The 18,835-nt window shown below is 46.0% G+C and carries 22 protein-coding genes; 2 read left to right on the forward strand and 20 right to left on the reverse strand.

The features are described 5' to 3' along the window. Positions 1 to 181 precede the first annotated feature (181 nt). A complete protein-coding gene (locus ABWT76_RS18960; protein ID WP_054466358.1) occupies positions 182 to 397 on the reverse strand; it encodes a transcriptional regulator in 216 nt (71 codons plus the stop codon). 419 nt (positions 398 to 816) lie between these two features. Here ABWT76_RS18960 and ABWT76_RS18965 point away from each other — a divergent pair, with 419 nt between their 5' ends. Next, complete coding sequence (locus ABWT76_RS18965) at positions 817 to 966, forward strand: hypothetical protein (RefSeq protein ID WP_242053033.1); 150 nt, start codon at positions 817 to 819, stop codon at positions 964 to 966. After that, positions 959 to 1,444 (forward strand): type II toxin-antitoxin system VapC family toxin, encoded by a 486-nt coding sequence (locus ABWT76_RS18970; protein ID WP_354634793.1) that lies wholly within the window; start codon positions 959 to 961, stop codon positions 1,442 to 1,444. The genes ABWT76_RS18965 and ABWT76_RS18970 overlap by 8 nt, the downstream gene beginning before the upstream one ends. A 280-nt stretch (positions 1,445 to 1,724) precedes the next feature. On the opposite strand, the gene ABWT76_RS18975 is transcribed toward ABWT76_RS18970, so the two are convergent. From ABWT76_RS18975 to infA, 19 genes are all read right to left on the reverse strand, one after another. Continuing rightward, entirely contained in the window at positions 1,725 to 3,233 is a 1,509-nt protein-coding gene (locus ABWT76_RS18975) for a hypothetical protein (RefSeq protein WP_375341528.1), read from the reverse strand. Further along, complete coding sequence (locus ABWT76_RS18980; RefSeq protein WP_354634795.1) at positions 3,233 to 3,739, reverse strand: nucleotidyltransferase domain-containing protein; 507 nt, start codon at positions 3,737 to 3,739, stop codon at positions 3,233 to 3,235. Before ABWT76_RS18980 ends, ABWT76_RS18975 begins: the two co-directional genes overlap by 1 nt. A gap of 107 nt (positions 3,740 to 3,846) precedes the next feature. Continuing rightward, the gene (locus tag ABWT76_RS18985) at positions 3,847 to 4,197 is read right to left on the reverse strand and encodes a hypothetical protein (RefSeq protein WP_354634796.1); all 351 of its coding nucleotides are present in this window, start codon (positions 4,195 to 4,197) and stop codon (positions 3,847 to 3,849) included. A 33-nt stretch (positions 4,198 to 4,230) separates the two neighbouring features. After that, positions 4,231 to 8,898, reverse strand: coding sequence for a CHAT domain-containing tetratricopeptide repeat protein (locus ABWT76_RS18990; protein ID WP_354634797.1), 4,668 nt, complete (start codon positions 8,896 to 8,898; stop codon positions 4,231 to 4,233). Positions 8,899 to 9,128: 230 nt separating this feature from the next. After that, positions 9,129 to 9,359 carry a hypothetical protein gene (locus ABWT76_RS18995; protein ID WP_354634798.1) on the reverse strand — a complete coding sequence of 77 codons (231 nt, stop codon included), beginning with the start codon at positions 9,357 to 9,359 and terminating at the stop codon, positions 9,129 to 9,131. Between the two features lie 9 nt (positions 9,360 to 9,368). After that, positions 9,369 to 9,827, reverse strand: a complete 459-nt coding sequence (locus tag ABWT76_RS19000; RefSeq protein WP_354634799.1) for a PIN domain-containing protein — start codon at positions 9,825 to 9,827, stop codon at positions 9,369 to 9,371. Between the two features lie 320 nt (positions 9,828 to 10,147). Continuing rightward, positions 10,148 to 11,158, reverse strand: coding sequence for an ROK family protein (locus ABWT76_RS19005; RefSeq protein ID WP_354634800.1), 1,011 nt, complete (start codon positions 11,156 to 11,158; stop codon positions 10,148 to 10,150). Between the two features lie 25 nt (positions 11,159 to 11,183). Further along, the gene (locus tag ABWT76_RS19010; protein WP_054469441.1) at positions 11,184 to 11,396 is read right to left on the reverse strand and encodes a hypothetical protein; all 213 of its coding nucleotides are present in this window, start codon (positions 11,394 to 11,396) and stop codon (positions 11,184 to 11,186) included. Between the two features lie 788 nt (positions 11,397 to 12,184). Further along, positions 12,185 to 13,294: a peptide chain release factor 1 gene (gene prfA / locus ABWT76_RS19015; RefSeq protein WP_054469440.1), complete on the reverse strand. Its 1,110-nt coding sequence runs from the start codon at positions 13,292 to 13,294 to the stop codon at positions 12,185 to 12,187. A 143-nt stretch (positions 13,295 to 13,437) separates the two neighbouring features. Then, positions 13,438 to 13,680: a 50S ribosomal protein L31 gene (rpmE, locus tag ABWT76_RS19020; RefSeq protein ID WP_054469439.1), complete on the reverse strand. Its 243-nt coding sequence runs from the start codon at positions 13,678 to 13,680 to the stop codon at positions 13,438 to 13,440. Positions 13,681 to 13,833: 153 nt separating this feature from the next. Beyond that, complete coding sequence (rpsI, locus tag ABWT76_RS19025) at positions 13,834 to 14,247, reverse strand: 30S ribosomal protein S9 (protein ID WP_054469438.1); 414 nt, start codon at positions 14,245 to 14,247, stop codon at positions 13,834 to 13,836. Then, entirely contained in the window at positions 14,247 to 14,702 is a 456-nt protein-coding gene (rplM, locus tag ABWT76_RS19030; protein WP_054469437.1) for a 50S ribosomal protein L13, read from the reverse strand. The genes rpsI and rplM overlap by 1 nt, the downstream gene beginning before the upstream one ends. An 89-nt stretch (positions 14,703 to 14,791) precedes the next feature. After that, on the reverse strand, positions 14,792 to 15,625 hold the full coding sequence (gene truA / locus ABWT76_RS19035; protein WP_354634801.1) for a tRNA pseudouridine(38-40) synthase TruA: 834 nt from the start codon (positions 15,623 to 15,625) through the stop codon (positions 14,792 to 14,794). 67 nt (positions 15,626 to 15,692) lie between these two features. Continuing rightward, positions 15,693 to 16,043 (reverse strand): 50S ribosomal protein L17, encoded by a 351-nt coding sequence (rplQ, locus tag ABWT76_RS19040; protein ID WP_354634802.1) that lies wholly within the window; start codon positions 16,041 to 16,043, stop codon positions 15,693 to 15,695. 161 nt (positions 16,044 to 16,204) lie between these two features. Next, positions 16,205 to 17,155, reverse strand: a complete 951-nt coding sequence (locus ABWT76_RS19045) for a DNA-directed RNA polymerase subunit alpha (protein WP_054469434.1) — start codon at positions 17,153 to 17,155, stop codon at positions 16,205 to 16,207. A gap of 186 nt (positions 17,156 to 17,341) precedes the next feature. Next, positions 17,342 to 17,737: a 30S ribosomal protein S11 gene (rpsK, locus tag ABWT76_RS19050; protein WP_054469433.1), complete on the reverse strand. Its 396-nt coding sequence runs from the start codon at positions 17,735 to 17,737 to the stop codon at positions 17,342 to 17,344. A gap of 86 nt (positions 17,738 to 17,823) precedes the next feature. Then, complete coding sequence (rpsM, locus tag ABWT76_RS19055; protein WP_054469432.1) at positions 17,824 to 18,207, reverse strand: 30S ribosomal protein S13; 384 nt, start codon at positions 18,205 to 18,207, stop codon at positions 17,824 to 17,826. A 90-nt stretch (positions 18,208 to 18,297) separates the two neighbouring features. Next, entirely contained in the window at positions 18,298 to 18,411 is a 114-nt protein-coding gene (rpmJ, locus tag ABWT76_RS19060) for a 50S ribosomal protein L36 (RefSeq protein WP_012593611.1), read from the reverse strand. Positions 18,412 to 18,524: 113 nt separating this feature from the next. Further along, positions 18,525 to 18,749, reverse strand: coding sequence for a translation initiation factor IF-1 (gene infA, locus ABWT76_RS19065; RefSeq protein WP_008191178.1), 225 nt, complete (start codon positions 18,747 to 18,749; stop codon positions 18,525 to 18,527). Positions 18,750 to 18,835: the final 86 nt, after the last annotated feature.

Genomic DNA, 18,835 nt, shown 5'->3' on the forward strand with positions numbered 1-18,835 from the left:
TGACATTTGTTTGTTGGTAGCAAAGATGGTCTAAAGAAACCCGGTTTCTGGGGTTGGTGGCAAAGGTTATCTAATGTTCCGGTTTCGGCACAGGCAGCCAATTGAGGAGCAGATCAGTCAAACCAATGGGGATCTTCCGTAAGTACATCCAGAATCACATTGCTATCCACTAACACATTTGTCATTCTTCACCCCTGGTTAAGTCGAGAATTTCATTAGTGGTCATGTCTGTAGTTGCTTTGCCTCGCATGGCAGCAATGAGGGTAACTCCTTTGGATTGAGTTTGTTCTCCTTGATATCGCCAGGTTAAGAAGTCTAAGAAAACTTTTACTTCTGCTAGAGCAGGTTGGGGTAATTTTCTAATGATTTCTAATATTTCTGTTTCAGTGTTTAACATAATTTATAAGACAATTATGAGAGAATATTTTATCAAGTGATGACCAAAATACAACCTAATCATAACACAGAAACTTTCACAAACCCGGTGTCAGAAACAGGGTTTATAAACCCCAGGGACAAGAAACCGGGTTTCTGGGTTAACTTTTGCCATTCAAGCAAAAAATAAAGCAACCCGGTTTCTAACCGCTTCAGGTTTTTGAACCCCAGGGACAAGAAACCAGGTTTCTGGGGTTAGGCAAAAGTTAAGGCAGAAACCCGTTTTTTTAGGTTCTTGCTTATTAATTAGGTGAGTAAAATATTTATATGTTATAATCGGAGAAACCCCAGTTATGCCGCCACTCAGGTGAGGCCACTTAAATGGAGTCCACAAGCCAAATCGCACTCGAAACTATCAAAAACCTTTCTGTTGAGGATTTTTTGAACTTATTAAGACAAAAAGAAACTCTGGTTGTGCAAGTTTCTAGCAGTGAAGTGGTGAAAATTAAAGCCAGCTTAGAACTGCTACCTTTACCGAAACTTGATGGGTATGTACCCCAAGGATGGAAAGACGCTATCTACCATGAGTAAAACAGATTTAGTGTTTTTGGATGCGGGAATTTTTATTGGGGCTTTGCTAAGTCAAGATCCGCGTCATTCAGAAGCTCGTCCTATCGTTGAAGCGGCGCGATGCGGAACCCTGCTTGCCTGTACTTCTGTTGGAGTATTGAGTGAAGTTTATGCAGCTTTAACTTGGACTGGATCTCAACCTCCTCAAACCCCAAAAATCGCTAGTGAAGCCGTTCGTCTTTTGGTTGATGAACCTTCTCAAATTGTAGTTTTAGAAACTAACTTTACAGCCAGCATGAAAATGCTAGAAATTGCCGCTGCTCAACAGCTTACAGCCCGTAGAATTCACGATGCCAGACACGCTGCTACCGCTTTAGCTGCGGGGGTATATAAAGTTTATACATACGATCCTGAAGATTGGCGGTTATTTCAGCCCTATGGGATTAGAATTGTCGGTCCTGACTCCGTTTTTTCGGGGAACGATTCATTGAGAATTTAACTACAGGGTAGAAATCAGCGGTATTACAGCAATTTTCTCCGCGAGTAAACCACAAATATCTGTAGGGGCGAAGCATTCCGGCAGTGTACGGGCGTGATCTTTCCGGCAGAAGCTCGATGCTTAGAATATTAACTTGACTGCCGGAAAGATCACGCCCCTACTGCTTAGAATATTAATCTAAAGACCGGAATGCTTCGCCCGATCGTGGTTTAGTAATCTGCGGCAAAGAAGAAACCCGGTTTCTAGGGACTCGGTTTCTAATCGCTTCAGGTTTGTAGACCTAGGTTTTGGGGTTAATTGACTTCGGCAAAGAAGAATCCTGGTTTCTTTTCCTTTCAATCTTTTTCTTGGTCAGCCACCACGCCCCAACAGAAAATAAAGAACTAATCGCTAAAGCAATAATAAATGGATGGGGCGGAAGTAAGAGGCGATCGCGACTAGGAAAACCCCAAGGTTGAGTAATTAAACCGGAACTGGAAGCCATAATTGCCCCCGCTGCAATTCCCACACCAACGGCCTCAATTTGGTCTTGTAAATCTTCATTTAATTCTTTTTGCCGTTCTTGTGCTGCTGTGGCTTTTTCCTCAGCTTGTTTCAGTAATTCTTGTTGTCGTTTGTCTCGCTTTTTCTCCCACCTCTGCCAAGTGCGATCGCATTGGGCTTGGTCAATTTCCACAATGGCGCGAATCGATGCCACTGCCTGGGAAATTAACCCCGTTCCCTGTTCAAAATAACTTAAATCCGCTTCAATTTGCCGCTGGAATTGGGGTGCGGTTTGTTCCCCGAAATACCGCCAAAAGGATAGTTCTTCCTTATCGGTTCCTAGTATAGCACAAATTTGCTCAATTTTGTCATTATAATTGTTAAGATTTATGGTGATTGTGTTCAAGAAATCTTTCAGTTTCCGCAGGAGGCGATCGTAAATTAGAGAATCAGCGGAGAGTTGTTTTAACTGGGTTTTTAATATCTGGAGATAGGTGTTATCTTGCGGGTCAGGTTGGGCGGCATCAATTTGGATTTGAATTTTGTCTAAGGTCGGGTCTAGGCTAAGATAATATTGTTTGAGTTGCTGGTAAACTTCCCGGCTATCTTGAAAGGCTTTGGTGATTTTATGGCGATAGAAAAATAGGTCAAAACTTGGCTGAAAGCATTTACTTAGATTTCTATCTGCCATTTCATCACGGAATAGCCAGATGAGAACATGAGGAGATTCATCAACTTTGCCGGGGTTGCCATATTCAAAAATCGGGCTACCAAATAATTCTCCCAAGCGAGAGGGGGAATTATTTTGACTGAATAAAGCCTGATAGCATTGATTGGCAAGTTCGGTTAATTTAGCGCCTTTTAAGTCTTGATTTTCTGGGGGTAAATTGAGGGTTAATAGCAGAGTTTGTCCGAGAAAATATTTGCTTGGGGGAAAGGGTAAAATCTGCTGGGGGTTAAACTGTTCCAGAACCGGAATTTCTACAGTGTTCGCGGGTTTTCTATCATCATAGCCAATGTTGAAAAATACCCCATAACTGTCTTCGGGAATTTGGACAGGTTGGATAAAACCTTCCATCTCTGGAATATCTGGAAATTTATGGGGGGTGAAGGAAATCTGCTTTTGGGGAGGGAGGAGGAGAATGCGATTTTCACCTTCTCGGTGAAGATGGGGTGTTACTTGGGTGTCAGTGAGGGGAGATAGGAGGCGATCGCAATTTGACCATAGAGGGTGAGTCTCTCCCTCAGTGTCATCTTTGCGGAGATGGTAAGCGCATAAATAGAGGTTGGGGGCGAAAATGCTCATCATAACCGATTGTAATCCATTGTAGTGGCTTGTCCATCGGCCTGTTGTTGTTTCGCTTGACGTGCGGCAGCGACTAAGGCGGATTTCGTCCGATTAAAAGCCTTATCCCACCGTTGTTCATCTTGTAAATCAGCGATATAGTCTCGCAAATGTGAAATCACTTGAATTTGAACCGCCTCGGGTAATAGAACAATTCCTTCTCTGTGAACATTCAAAATAAATGGACTTTTTTCTAGATTAAACCGCTGCTCAGAAACAAAAGCGCGGGAAATCACGGTATCATATTTCAAGGACAAATCTTGAATAACATCACTGGTTTTCTCAATTTCGTCAGCATAATTAAAAGCAGATTTCATTACAATCAGTAAGTCAATATCTGAATCGGGTTTAGCTTCTCCCCTAGCTTGAGAGCCATATAAAATGATTTGCACAACCTGTTCAGAATAATGAGCCTTAAACCAATTTTTAATTAACTCGATAATTTCTGGTAGTTTTTGATGTTTCATTTGATTAATGTGCCATAAAGTTTCTCTCGTGCCACCGCTATGCCGTGATAAGCATTTCTGCGGCTCTGTAGCCTGGAAAAAACATCGCCCCTACAGTTAATCAACCATCAAGATTGACCCTCTTTTTTGCCCATTTTCGGGGCGCGGGTTAGCAGAATCTCGGTAATTTTCGGATAGATATTTTTATAATCCGTGTTTCCGGTGTTGGGGGAATCGTTATCAGCACCACTTAGCTTCCTTTCCCCCACTTTATCCATCAATTTTTGAGTCAACTTAGGATAAGGGCGACACCATTCTTTAATTGCAGTAGCTATCTCAGCATCCGACTTATCTTGACAAGCCACCAAACTTTCACTGAGAGATTTTAATCCTTGGATGGCTCCCGATGTTTGCCAAATATTATCCGGGTTGGTTTCCCAAATTTCCCAGAAAGCAGCAATGCGTTGTTCGGGGGTCATGGCTCATCACTCCTGTTAGCAACTTCTCAGATTTTACTGTCCAATGGCACAAAATGGCGCCCAATAGTAGGGAGATTCAAACGGCTGATAGTCCATAGGATAGGAATCGATGATTTCTTTCATCTCCTCCCGCCGTTTTGGGCTAATCACCGTACAGCTATCCACCCAGTTTAACAAATCTTGCACCGTGGCTTCCCGCAACCAAGTCTGAGTCTGGCGCAACGCCAGAACCACCGACAGGTCAGACTGCTGGAGAGTTTGATAAAACTGAATCATAAAAATCGCCGTAGAGATATCCGCCACGGCCCAGAGGGTACTGACCACATTGGGAGAACCCGCCAAAATGAAGCCACTGGGTAAACCGATATATTCATCACTGGTGGAGGTGAAGTCGGTGATACCCGTTTCGCAGGCGGACAGAGTGACGAGACGGCAGTTGGTCAGGTCCAGGCGCAAGATATCCTCTAAGGTCAGACATTTTTGCAAGTCCAGCAGTTTGTTGTCTTTCAGGGGCAGATAGCGGCTGGGGTCATCGGTTGGCGGCGGGGGCGTAAATTCACTTTTAGCCAGGATGAGGGCGGATTTGAGGGCATCTTGGAAGTTGAAGTAGCCGTGACAGGAGAAGTGGGTACAGTGGGCATTTTTCAGGGTTTCCCCATCAATGGCGGCTTTTTCGGCTTCGTCATGTTTGAGGACTTGGTGGGAGTTAAACAGGGATTGGATAGCTTCCACTTCCATATCCGTGAAGTGGAGGTCTTGGGTGGGGTTTTGGATAGCGAAGAGGCGGTTAAAGTGGGGGCGTTGTCGGTTTTGGGCTTGTTGGAGGACTTGGCAGTTGGGGGCGTAGGCGACTCCTTTGGGAAACAGGTCTTGGAGGAATTGGCCCTCACCCTCTCCTGTGGCAACAGGTAAAGCGTGGAGGGGGAACAGGTGCAGGAAGCGGTGAGGGATGAGGATGAGTTTTTTGCAGTTGGGGAAGTTTTTAAACAGGTTTTGCAGGATTTCATCCAGATGGAGGATTTTCGGGAGTTGTTCGAGGTGTTGGGGGAGAACCTCTCGCCATTGATCGCTTTTGAGGCGGCGGTAGTCGTTAATGTAGGTATTAGTCCAGTTGATGAGATTTTGTCGGTCTTCCGGGGAAGATGTCCAAAGGTGAAGGGTTTGGTTGGTGAGGGTGAAGGTAAGGAACTTGTCATCCAGGACATACCATTCTAGGATGACGGTTTCATCATCCAGTAGAGATTGAATATCCGAGAATTTCAAGGGTTTATAGGGATATTTGGCCTGGAATTCTTCCCGCAGTTGGGTGATATAGGTATAGTCGGGGTTGGGGTCCTGTTTGAGGCGGCGGTCTTCTTCAGAAATCGCTTGACGCAGTTCTTGCAACCGTTGGCGGCGTTCGGCGGGAATTTCTCCGCTTGGGTACATATCACGGGTGGCGATGAGTTCGGTCAAGTTGCGGGCTTTACTGCGATCGGCATATTCAATGGCATCTTGATATCTGCCCAATTCTAGGCACACTTCCACCATGCCGAGATAAACTTTGTTCCATTGTTCATTAAAGTTGCGTTTATAGCCCTCACTATCAGCACCAATTTCACCCCGCAGATATTCCACCTGTTCCAGAGCATCTTGAAAGCTACCGGAGGCATTTTCTAGGGCTTTTTGTTTTTGGGAGGAACTGTTTCCACTCAGGCGAGATTGAGCTTTGTAGGCCAAACCAAAGTTGCTCAGGGTACCCGCTAAATCCTTTTCCAGCTTCAGACGGCGGCGAATCTGGGCAGATTCGCTGTAGTGGGCGAGCGCCTGCTCTAGGTTGGCTGCGGGGTTGATGCCTAATTCGGCTTGAGTCCACCGGGCAACCCCGAGATTGTTCAGAGTAGCGGCTAAATCCTTTTCCAGCCTTAGATGGCGGCGAATCTGGGCAGCTTCGTTGTAGTGGGCGAGCGCTTGGTCTAGGTTGGCAACGGGGTTGATGCCCAATTTGGATTGAGTCCAGCGAGCATTCCCTAGATTGGTCAGGGTAGTGGCTAAATCCTTTTCTAGTTCCAGACGACGGCGAATTTGGGCGGCTTCGTTGTACTGGGCGAGCGCCTGGTCTAGGTTGGCGGCGGGGTTGCCCAATTCGGCTTGAGTCCTGTAGGCATTTCCCAAATTGTCCAGGGTACCCGCTAAATCCTTTTTTAGTCCCAGACGGCGGCGAATCTGGGCGGCTTCGCTGTAGTGAACTAGGGCCTGCTCTAGGTTGGCGGCGGGATTGATGCCCAATTCGGCTTGAATTAAGTGGGCAAGCCCCAGATTGTTCAGGGTACCCGCTAAAGCCTTTTCTAGTCCCAGACGGCGGCAAATCTGGGCGGCTTCGCTGTGGTGAACTAGGGCCTGCTCTAGGTTGGCGGCGGGGTTGATGCCCAATTCGGCTTGATTCCAGTGGGCAAGCCCCAGATTGGTCAAGGTAGGGGCTAAATCCTTTTCCAGTCCCAGATGGCGGCGAATCTGGGCGGCTTCGCTGTAGTGGGCGAGGGCCTGGTCTAGGTTGGCGGCGGGGTTGATGCCCAATTTGGCTTGAGTTTGGTAGCCATCCCCCAGATTGGTCAAGGTAGTGGCTAAATCCTTTTCCAGTCCCAGATGGCGGCGAATCTGGGCAGCTTTGCTGTAGTGGGCGAGGGCCTGGTCTAGGTTGGCGGCGGGGTTGATGCCCAATTCGGCTTGATTGAAGTGGGTATTCCCCAGATTGTCCAGGGTACCCGCTAAATACTTTTCCAGTCCCAGACGGCGCATAATCTGGGCGGCTTCACTGTAGTGGGCGAGCGCCTGGTCTAGGTTGGTGGCGGGGTTGATGCCCAATTTGGCTTGAGTTTGGTAGGCATTTCCCAAATTATTCAGGGTACTGGCGAGGTTTTTTTCTAGTCCCAGACGGCGGCGAATCTGGGCGGCTTCGCTGTGGTGAACTAGGGCCTGGTCTAGGTTGGCGGCGGGGTTGATGCCCAATTTGGCTTGAGTTTGGTAGGCAAGTCCCAGATTGTTTAGGGTTCCGGCTAAATCCTTTTCCAGTCCCAGACGGCGCATAATCTGGGCGGCTTCACTGTAGTGGGCGAGGGCCTGGTCTAGGTTGGCGGCGGGGTTGATGCCCAATTCGGCTTGATTCCAGTGGGTAAGCCCCAGATTGTTTAGGGTTCCGGCTAAATCCTTTTCCAGCCTCAGACGGCGGCGAATCTGGGCAGCTTCGCTGTAGTGGGCGAGGGCCTGGTCTAGGTTGGCGGCGGGGTTGATGCCTAATTCAGCTTGATTGAAGTGGGCATTCCCCACATTGTCCAGGGTATCCGCTAAATCCTTTTCCAGCCTCAGACGGCGGCGAATCTGGGCGGCTTCACTGTAGTGGGCGAGCGCTTTTTCCAGGTTATCGGCTCGTTCCCCTTTGATGCGGTTATAGTAGGCAAGTCCCAAATTACTTTGAATCATTGCCCAATCTTGGGGAACAGCCTCACGGGTATAAACTTTTAACGCAGATTCATAAGCAATAATGGCTATTTCTAAATTATCCGAACGATTACCTAATGAAAAATTTTGCAAAAGATTTGCCAAAATTACAATATATCCTGGAATCACAGATGATGATGCCTGATTGTCCGTAAATTCACTAAAAGTTTTTGCTGCCCAATTTTTCAATATTTCTGCAAGGTTTAAATCGATTTTTTCCAGATTTTGTTCCAGTATTGGATACACAATAGAAGGATCACCTAGACTCTGTTGCGTCGCTTGCAACACCTCCATCAAAAATATGAAACTCCTATTGTTATTGACTTCCTGCAAGACTTGATTTATATTTTCCCATTTTTCAGGATAGCTTTCACGGGTATAGAAGCCTAAAGCGGCTTGGTAATACGAACTAGCAACCTCCAAGTTATGTTTCCATTCCCCTCGCATACGGTTATTATAAACCACACCCAAATTTAATTGATTTTCTGCACATTTGTCTGGATAGCTCTCCCAAGTATAAACTTCTAAAGCGGCTTGATAAGCCGCAATGGCTTTTTCCAGATTATCGGCTCGCTCTCCCTGAATTCGCTTAATGTAAACACTTCCTAAATTGGCTTGATTGATAGCCCACATTTTGGCATCATTCTCTTGGGTAAAAACTGTGGCAATGATTTCATAACCCGAAATCGCAATTTCGAGATTATTTGACCGATTACCCAAGCTAAAATTTTGAATTAAGCTTGCAAATTGACCAATATCGGCGGCAACTCTAATCGCTTGAGTTTTATCGGATTTACTAAAATATTGACTTGCCCATGCTCGCAATATCTGGGCTAAATTCAAATCTAATTTATCTAAATTCTGTTGGAGTATAGGATAAACCACCTGGGGATTACCGCCACTTTTTGAAGTGGCTTGCAACACTTGCATTAAAAACCGATGATACTCGTCCCAGACGGCCTTGGGTTGACTGGCGCTATTCGACATTCCAGAGGACTGATTCTTGACATATTCCCCTAATTGTTGTGCCAAATCCCGCAGAAACTGTGCTTGCTTCTCTTGTCCCGCTTCCTGCAACTGTTCCGCTACCAGTCCACACTGCTGCAAAAAACCCGCATCAATCTGTTCCCGTTCACGCTTCAGGATTGGGTTGACTTCCCCACGGGGACAGTCGAGGAGTTCTTGAATTAGGTTGAGATAGGCTTGCGATCGTTGTTCATCCATAGCCCAGCACCAGGGGATAGCACCCCGATTTTACCCCATCCCCCAACCTCAGAAACCGGGTTTCTTTCCCAAATCTTTGCTAAAAACAGAAATGCTGCTAGAAACCCGGTTTCTTTTCCCCCACCCAAACCTCCCAGAAACCGGGTTTCTTTCTTAAATCTTGGTAGAAAAACAGAGATATTCCTAGAAACCCGGTTTCTTGTTCTTTTCCAATTATCAATTATCAATTGTCAATTATCAATTATTTCGTCGTATTGGGTGCTGTTGTCTGTTGGCTGTTTTTTCATGGTCAGCAGAATCTCATCTAAGGATGTTTGGTCGAGAAACTGATGGCGTTCTTGGGTATAGTCGCCTTGACCGGGAGTAAAGTATTGAATAAACCGGATTGTATCAACAACTCCCAAGGAATTGATTAGGACTTGATAGCCTTGTTTGATGATTTCTTGTTGTGTCTTGCTCATAATTGCTTTTTATTTTAGGTTGACAGTCATTAGCCATTGTACGGGATTGTTAATGGCAACATTTATCGTTTTAATATTTCGGTTTGCTCTGTTTATTAGACGATCGTCTGTGGATAAAAATACATCGGCATTACTTCGCTCTGCACTAGCAATATGGGTGGCATCATATCCAGAAAATCCTAGTTTTACAAGTTCTTGAGAACGGCTTTCTATAAAATCACTACTATTTACCCTAATTTTAGCAAGACTCAGGATTGATTGTATATTTTTCAGTCTTTCAATATCGGGAGTTTGAGCAAGTTCTGCGTCTAAGGCTGCACTTGTGATAAGTTTCCACTGTCCTAATTCACATTGGTTTATAATAGTGAGGATTGCTTGAGTTTCTAAGGCGATTCTCGGCTGGTTTTGATTATCAAATGGACGATTGAGACAGCAAGCATCTAAGTAAATTCTGAGGCGATCGCTCATATTAGGCGAGTTCTCCCGGTTAATAATTCCTGCATCATTCCCTGTTTGATGGCTTGGGAACACCATCCCGATTTTACCCATCCCCCCGACTCAGAAACCGGGTTGATTTCTTAAATGTTTGTGAAGCAATAGAGATGCTGCTAGTGGGTCTTGCTAAGGGGAGGGGACCGGAGTCCTCCCAACATTTTACCTGAAGAAGAACCCCACCCTAACCCTCCCCTTGCCAAGGGGAGGGGACCGGAGTCCTCCCAACATTTTACCTGAAGAAGAACCCCACCCTAACCCTCCCCTTGCCAAGGGGAGGGGACCGGAGTCCTCACCTACGACTTGCTATTCCCTGTCACACTGGCATATTGAGCCGCACCGTAAGCAGCACTGTCTGGGAGCGTATCAATAGACCATTCCACCCTGGTCTGGGTGAGATGAGGGAAACTATGGTCAATTTCCTGACGAATCCAGGCGATCGCATCCTGTTTAAATCGTTGATATGCCCCTTCGGATGCCGTTTTTTCCTTTTCTTGGGCTCCCCCAGAAATCACAATCAGGTCACAGCCTACCATATTCACCACATTACGAGCCGCTATACCCAGGCTGGTAAAATACTCTTGCCAAATAGCCACCACATCAGACAGAGGATCATCCATTTGACCCAATCGACGGAGGGTTTTCGCCACCTCCATCGGCTCTCCTTGTAACGCTTCCGGCACATTCCCCTTAGCTTGTCGGTGTTTAACCATATTTCTCAGACCCAATAAAGAGGCTCTCGTTTCCACACATCCCCTCGCACCACATCCGCAGAGGTCTGCATTTTCCGAACTATCAATACAAATATGACCCAATTCTGCCGAAACTCCCGGAGCCGACCAAATTTTTCCGTTGACAATCAAAGCGCCGCCTAAACCCGTTCCGGTAATAAACTGAGCCATCACCGAAGAAGCCTGATTTTGAGCCTCGCGGATCCTGTATTCCCGGTAAGCCGCCGCGTCTCCATCATTGAGGAGGAGAGCGGGTAACTGGAGAGTCTCGGAGAGTTTTTGGGCAATATTCACCCCTTGCCAAGAGGGATCAATATTGGTGGGATAAACACACATCCCCGAAGCATCAATAGGAGCGGGACAACAAGCACCGATCGCTTTTAAATCCTGGAATTGTAGCTCATTGGCTTCGAGTAGCTCATTGGTGGCCGTTTTAATCACATTTACCGTAGCGTCGGGACCCTCAGAGGCGCTGCTGGGACGATCTAACCGGGTTCCAATCGCCCCTTGTTCTGGATCAAATAATCCCAGTTTGACCGTAGTAGCACCAATGTCAATCCCCAAGTAAATGCTCATGATTTTTTCCTAAAATCCAACTCCTTCATATTATAAAGTAGGTGAGACCCAATGCAATGTCCGCTTCGTCTTGTTGACGTTGCCGATCGCATTGTGCTTGGTCAATTTCCACAATGGCGCGAATCGATGCTACTGCCTGAAAAATTAACCCCGTTCCCTGTTCTTGTAGGTTGGGTGGAATGAAATGTAACCCAACATTTAACCAGGATTTGTTGGGTGGGGCTGTCGCTTCACCCAACCTACGACTTTAAGATGGAACTTTAATCAATTCCGAGTTGAGGTAAATTTGCCAATTTTCATCAATAAATCCTAGGTTTTCATCATAGACTCACATCAGTTCCGCAATAGAAAGGGGAGGGGTAGCGGTTTCGAGATGGAATTATCCTGTTGATTTGCTGGTAGGGTTGAAGGCTTCTTTTAAGACGGCTTGCATCAGTTGTTGGGCGTGGGTTTGGTTTTGGGTGATTTGGGTTTCCAGTTGATCGCAGAGGGTGAGGAGTTTTTCGACTTTGGCGACGATGGCTTGTTGTTCGGCTAGGGGGGAACAGGAAAAAGTAGCGACTTCAATATCTTCTGATTTAAGAAAAGCCGCGTTGAACCGCTACATAGTTCTTTTAGTTGCTCAAGTACATTGGTACAGCCTCTAAAGAGGAAACAAAAATATTGAGGGCAAACAACCTGATCTAATACAGAAATACGGAGCAAATTTGTAGAGATTAATCCACTTTTAACATCATCTGGAATCACACATACTTCGTCTATAGTGCCTGATCGTGAAATTATTATATCGCCTGGTACGGCAGAGTATGAGCGATCGCAGAAGCAATGCCAACCCCCCATATCTTGTAGGGGCGCTGCGGCTTGCTCCCCTAAGCCTCGAAATTAAATGTCTCACTTTTATTTGAATTTTTTATCACACACGATTAACTGATTATTACAGTCATTTCCCATCGCAAAAAAAAGCGAGAACTTAGTTCTCGCTTTTTTTCTGAGATTAATTCAAAAAAGCTTAATGCTTGAATTTGATTAGACAGAAGTGGGCATCGCTGTAGACTCCGCCAGTTCTTCCAACCGCATCTGCTGATCTTGAGTAATACAAGCTTGAATCATCAACTCGATCTCACCTTCGAGCACCGTGGTCAGGGAAAAATTTTGCCCCAAACGGTGATCGGTCACGCGATTATCTTTGTAATTATAAGTGCGAATCTTTTCCGAGCGAGATCCGGTGCCCACCTGAGAACGGCGCTGGGAAGAAACCGCTTCCTGTTGCTCCCGCAGTTTTTGCTCATAGAGCTTCGCTCGCAGAATTTGCATTGCTCGCTCTCGGTTTTGTAGCTGCGATCGCTCCTCCGTGCAGAAAATCCGAATTCCCGTGGGTTTGTGTAACAAGTCAACCGCTGTTTCCACCTTGTTGACATTCTGACCCCCGGCGCCACCAGAACGAGCGGTACTGATCTCCAGATCCTTGGGATCGATCTCCACCTCCACCTCATCCACTTCTGGCATAATCGCCACCGTAGCCGTAGAGGTATGGACACGACCCCCTGTTTCCGTCACCGGCACCCGCTGCACCCGATGAACCCCCGCCTCAAATTTTAGCTTGCTATAAACTTGATTGCCAGTAATCTCTAGAATCGCCTCTTTAAAACCCCCCATATCGGCGACTGACTCGCTCACCAGCTTCACCCGCCAGCCCTGGCTTTCCGCGTAGCGGGAATACAACCGCAGCAAATCACCCGCCCAAATCCCTGCTTCATCTCCGCCAGTGCCAGCACGAATTTCCAACATGATATTCTTCTCATCATTCGGATCGCGAGGCAACAGCAAAATCTTCAGGCGATTTTCTAAAGCGGAAAGCTTTTGCTCCAGTTCTTCCACTTCCAACTGGGCGATTTCGCGAAGCTCAACATCGCTGTAAGCTTCTTTTAAAACTTGTTTGGCCCCCGTCAGGTCAACCGAGGTTTTTTTCCAAATATCAAAAGTATTGACTACTTCTTCCAAAGAAGAACGAGCCTTAGCCACCCGTTGAAACTCTTGGGGGTCAGTAGCCACATCTGGATCGGCCATTTTGCGAGTCAATTCGTTAAAGGTCGATTCAACGGATTTTAATTTATCCAGCAAGTAAGTCTCAGCCATAATGCACGGACCTCGAGAGTCAAAAATAGTGATTGATTTCTTAGTGTTTAGCTGACAATTTGATCTGACAAGCGAAATTCACTCAAGAGAGTTAATCGGAAAGCTAGACACTCACAAAATGCCAGCTAAGAAAGAAATCTTCGCTAATTTTTAGACTGGGATTTTTTGGCGCCACTAGCAGAAGTCATGCCATATTTACGCAAGAAGCGATCGACACGACCTTCCGTATCAATAATCTTCTGAGTGCCGGTATAGAAAGGATGATTGCCAGACCACACATCCACATGCATCTCTGGCTGGGTCGAACCGACGGTCATAATCACTTCGCCGTTACAAATCACTTTAGCTTCTGGATACCACTCTGGGTGAATTCCTGGTTTTGGCATAGTTCTCTACCTTGTTGTTTTTCTTAAATTTTAACTTTCATTTCAGTATTTGATCTGTCACCATTCCCAGGTTATTCGTCCCAAGTATTTGCCATAGATATTAGATTGGAATAGCCAGGAACGACTAACCGAGGAAAAATGACCATCAACTGATTAGCGTTTCGAGTATTGAGGAGCTTTACGCGCTTTGCGTAAACCGTATTTCTTCCGTTCCTTAGACCGAGGATCTCTGGTCAGGAAACCTTCAACTTTCAATGGCTGACGGTTGCTAGGATCCAGTTCACACAAAGCCCGAGCCACTCCCAAACGAATTGACTCTGCTTGGCCGGTTAAACCACCACCATGTACATTCACCAGAATGTCATATTCATTTTCCAGCCCCAGGGTTTCTAGGGGAGCTTTCGCCGCAGAGATATAACCGGCGTTAAATTGAAGATAGAGGTCTCCCTTTTTGCCGTTAATTTTTAACTCACCATTACCGGGAATCAAACGAACTCTCGCAACGGATGACTTCCTGCGACCGGTGCCCCAATAAACTGCGCGACCGCTTTGATCTTCGATTGGCATTAATCGTTTCCTCCTGGAATTGTCTCAATGGTGATCGTTTGTGGTTTTTGAGCGGCGTGTGGATGCTCAGAACCCTTATACACTTTCAGTTTGGTAAACAATTGTCGTCCCAAGCTGTTCTTTGGCAGCATCCCGCGTACAGCTTGCTCAATAATCCGCTCTGGGATGCGAGCCTGGAGTTTGGTGAAAGTTTCTACTTTCATACCACCTGGTCTTCCAGAATGACGACGATAGAGTTTTTGGTCGCGTTTTTTGCCGGTGACTTGGACTTTTTCCGCATTCACGACAATCACAAAATCTCCAGTATCCATGTAAGGAGTATAAGTGGGTTTATTTTTCCCCCGGAGGATTCTGGCGATTTCAGTTGCGAGTCTGCCCAACCGTTGATTGGCAGCATCCACAAGATACCAGTTTTGTTCTATGGAGTCTTGGGGTGGAACGTAAGTTTTATTCATTGACTGAAGTCTGCAAAGGTTTGTAGGTTGTCATAGTGATTGACTTTTGATCTTGGGAATCATTTAAGAAATTATCTTTCGATCAATCATCAACATTGAGGACTAAATGTAAATTTAGGCATAGTGTCATGCCAGATTTCTGGTGGAAAAGGAAAGTTATCATAACCCACTCGCAAAAGACAAAGACCATGAGCGGGGGCAGCGTACTTAACTTCTTCTCGGAGTTCGTTCGTCCAAAGTTGGTTAAAATTTTCCAGCGATCGCTCACCTCGACCAACTTGGACTAACATCCCGACCAGTAGCCGCATCATCCCATAAAGAAACCCATTAGCCTGTACTTCTATATGAACGAATGGCCTATGCCGATAACAGATAGCTTCTTGTACATCCACCCAAGAGTGCTGCCGTTGGGATCCAGCCCGATGAAAAGCCGCCAAATGGTGATGACCAACCAAAGGACGGAGAGCCGCTTGAACTAATGATTCATCCAACGCTTCATAATAATAATGCCAAGTAAATGGCTGAACAAAAACATTGGGCTGTGAATCGGTGTAAAGGGTGTAGCGATACCGTCGCCACTTCGCCGAAAACCGAGCGTGCCAGTCTAAAGGGACTGCTGCTGATGCCAGAATTTGAATATCCTTGGGCACCGCATTATTCAAAACTGCTGCCCATTTATGGGCAGGAATTGAACTACTCGTGTTAAAGTGAGCGACTTGGGCGGCAGCATGAACCCCTGTATCAGTTCTACCGGCAGCATAGACTCCCACTGGTTCACCGAGGATCTCAAAAAGAGCTTTTTCCATCTCTTCTTGTACCGTTCTAGCTCTAGGTTGTCGCTGCCAACCATGAAAATTAGTGCCTAAGTATTGAAAAACTAAGGCAATTCTTTGGTTGGGGATAACACCAGTGGAATACATCATATTAGTCAACAGTGGCAAGTAAAAAGTCTGCAAGTTTGGTCAGAATATCTTTTTACCAGTCACGGATTTAAACTAGCTCAATAATTGCCATTTCAGCATTGTCACCCCGACGAGGGATGGTTCGCAGGATGCGAGTATATCCACCGTTACGATTACCGTAACGTTCTTTGGCTTGCTCAAATAGCGCATGAACTAGCTGTTTATCATACATATAGCCCAAGGCTCTCCGCCGAGCGGATAAGCTACCATCTTTGGCTAAAGTAATCATGCGTTCGGCTTCTGACTGCACTGCTTTAGCACGAACTTTCGTCGTGGTAATCCGACCATAACGAATCAATTCTGTACTCAGCGATCGCAACAGTGCTTTTCGCTGATCGGCGGGTTTACCTAGCTGAGGGACACGACAACGGTGACGCATAACGATTAAGTTTTACTGATGAACAATCAATTTATGAAATGAAAAATGCTTGGCAATGGGTGATCTTGAAAAATTTTTTTACAAAATCACCACAGCTTTTTCACCCTTGAGTCAAAAATCATAAAATACTAATACCTCCGGCACGCTCCGCGATCGGAAGATCAGCTACTAGACTTAGCAGATTTTTCTTGAGGCAACGTAATCCCTAAACGTTTTTGCAGAGCTTCAATCACTTCTTCTGCTGATTTTTGACCAAAGTTCTTAATTTCCAGCAGGTCTTCCTGACTGTAGCCAAGCAAATCTGCCACGGAGTTAATTTGTGCCCGCTTCAGACAGTTATAAGCTCGGACACTCAACTGTAATTCTTCAATCGGAATCTGACTGGTGGGATCAGAATCATCGGTAGATTCTTTGTGGGTCGATTCTAGATTGACTTCTTTAACCTGGGTAAACAGATCGACCAAAATATTCGCAGATTGGCTGAGTGCTTCTTGGGTTGAGATACTGCCATTTGTCCAAATTTCCAGAATCAATCGGTCTTGTTCTAGAGATTCCCCAATTCTAGCGGCCTCAACGGTATAGTTAACCTTGCGAACTGGCATAAATACCGCGTCAATCAAGAGAAAGTCCAAAGCCGTGTTATCTTCGCGATCGCGATCCACGGCTCGATATCCTTTCCCCTGTTCCACTCTAAATTCCATTTCTAGAGTGGCCCCTTCTGAAAGAGTCGCAATATACTGACTCGGATCAACAACTTCTACCTCTGAGGGCAACTCAAAGTTAGCCGCAGTAACAGTTGTTGAACCCTGAGCCAATAATCGACCAATCTGGGGTTGAGAGGAATGACTTTTGAGGACAATTTCCTTCATATTCAGGAGGATTTCCAAAACATCCTCCCGGACACCGGGAATTGTAGCAAACTCATGATTGACACCAGCAATGCGAACGGCTGTAACTGCTGCGCCTTCTAAATTGGACAGCAGAACTCTTCTGAGGGCATTACCGACAGTGATTCCTTGGCCCCGCTCCAGCGGCTCCAGAACAAATTTGCCGTACTGACTCTGGTTTTTGTCAGTGCTTGACTCTACACACTCAATCTGAAACTGCGCCACGGAGTGACCTCCCTTCTCCTTTCTCCCTGGATGGCTTTCATAGCCTTCCTAGCCTTCCTATTTTGGTGCATAAACGATCGCCAGCGATCCAGAAGCAAATTTAATCTGTTTGTCTCTGCCAACTGACGATGAGCAGATTGACTAATCAATAGCCAATAATTATGCTGAAAACCTAAAAACCAATTCCTAAACTCGACGACGCTTGGGTGGTCGGCAACCATTGTGAGGAATTGGGGTAATATCTCGAATCAAGGTAATTTCCAGACCAGCGGCTTGCAGCGCTCTAATGGCTGTTTCCCGACCCGATCCCGGACCACTAACCATCACCTCAACTTGGCGCATACCTTGATCCATGGCTCGACGGGCGGCATTTTCTGCTGCCGTTTGTGCCGCATAAGGAGTGCCTTTTTTTGCCCCTTTAAAACCACTGGAACCGGCTGAAGCCCAAGAAATCACTTCACCATTGGGATCGGTAATTGTGACGATCGTGTTGTTAAACGTAGACTGAATGTAGCCCACACCATTGGGTACATTTCTTTTTTGTTTACGAGATCCGCTCTTTTTAGTTGATTGTCGCGCCATATCTATAAATTTTTTCGACTATTTCATCAATCGCGATTACAGCAGAATACAGGTGGGCTTGTTTATCCCACCCTGGTCGCCACTGTCTATTTCTTAGCGGGAGCCTTCTTCTTACCGGCCACAGTGCGACGGGATCCCCGACGAGTCCGTGCATTGGTTCGAGTTCTTTGACCACGAACAGGCAAGCCCATCCGATGGCGACGGCCTCGGTAGCAGCCAATATCCATGAGGCGCTTGATATACATGGCCTCTTGGCGTCTGAGGTCTCCTTCGACTTGATAATTTGTTTCCACGGCTTCTCGCAAAGCCGCCACATCAGCCTCACTAAGGTCTTTGACTCTGGTATCTGGATTGACACCTGTTTGAGCGAGGACTTCTTTAGCCCGGGTTGGGCCAATTCCATAGATATATCGTAGACCGATTTCTACTCGCTTATCGCGAGGAAGGTCTACCCCGGCAATCCGTGCCACGCTTTTGTACTCCTTTGTCTTACGCTGTTGCTACAAATTTTGCGGGTGACAGATGTCTGGTTTAGACACCTGAAACTGAAGGTAAATGTACTAACCTTGGCGTTGTTTATGTTTGGGGTTAGAACAAATTACCATCACCCGACCACGACGACGAATGACGCGGCATTTCTCACACATTTTCTTGACAGATGCTCTAACTTTCATGTTGTTTTTGCAACACTACAAACTTAATATTATATCATTTTTGCCTAATTTGACAACAGGAAATTAGATTTACCTGTATTCTTTAACATAGATAGCAGAAGGCTGACCTGCTGTTACTTTTTCCGGAGACGATAAGTGATTCTTCCTTTGGTTAAATCATAAGGAGTCAACTCGACTTTCACGCGATCGCCTGGCAGAATTTTGATGTAATTTCGCCGAATTTTCCCAGAAATATGCGCTAAGACGTTAAAACCGTTATCCAGGTCAACTCGAAACATCGCATTAGGTAGGGATTCTGTCACCGTACCTTCCATTTCAATCAAATCTTGTTTAGCCAAATCCTCTTAACCTCCCTCCTAAAAATCTAGTAACCTGATTGCTCCAAAGTGCAACAAGCTGCTTTTAACTTAGTGAAATCGTCGAA

This window comes from Planktothricoides raciborskii GIHE-MW2 (assembly GCF_040564635.1).
GTDB lineage: Bacteria > Cyanobacteriota > Cyanobacteriia > Cyanobacteriales > Laspinemataceae > Planktothricoides > Planktothricoides raciborskii.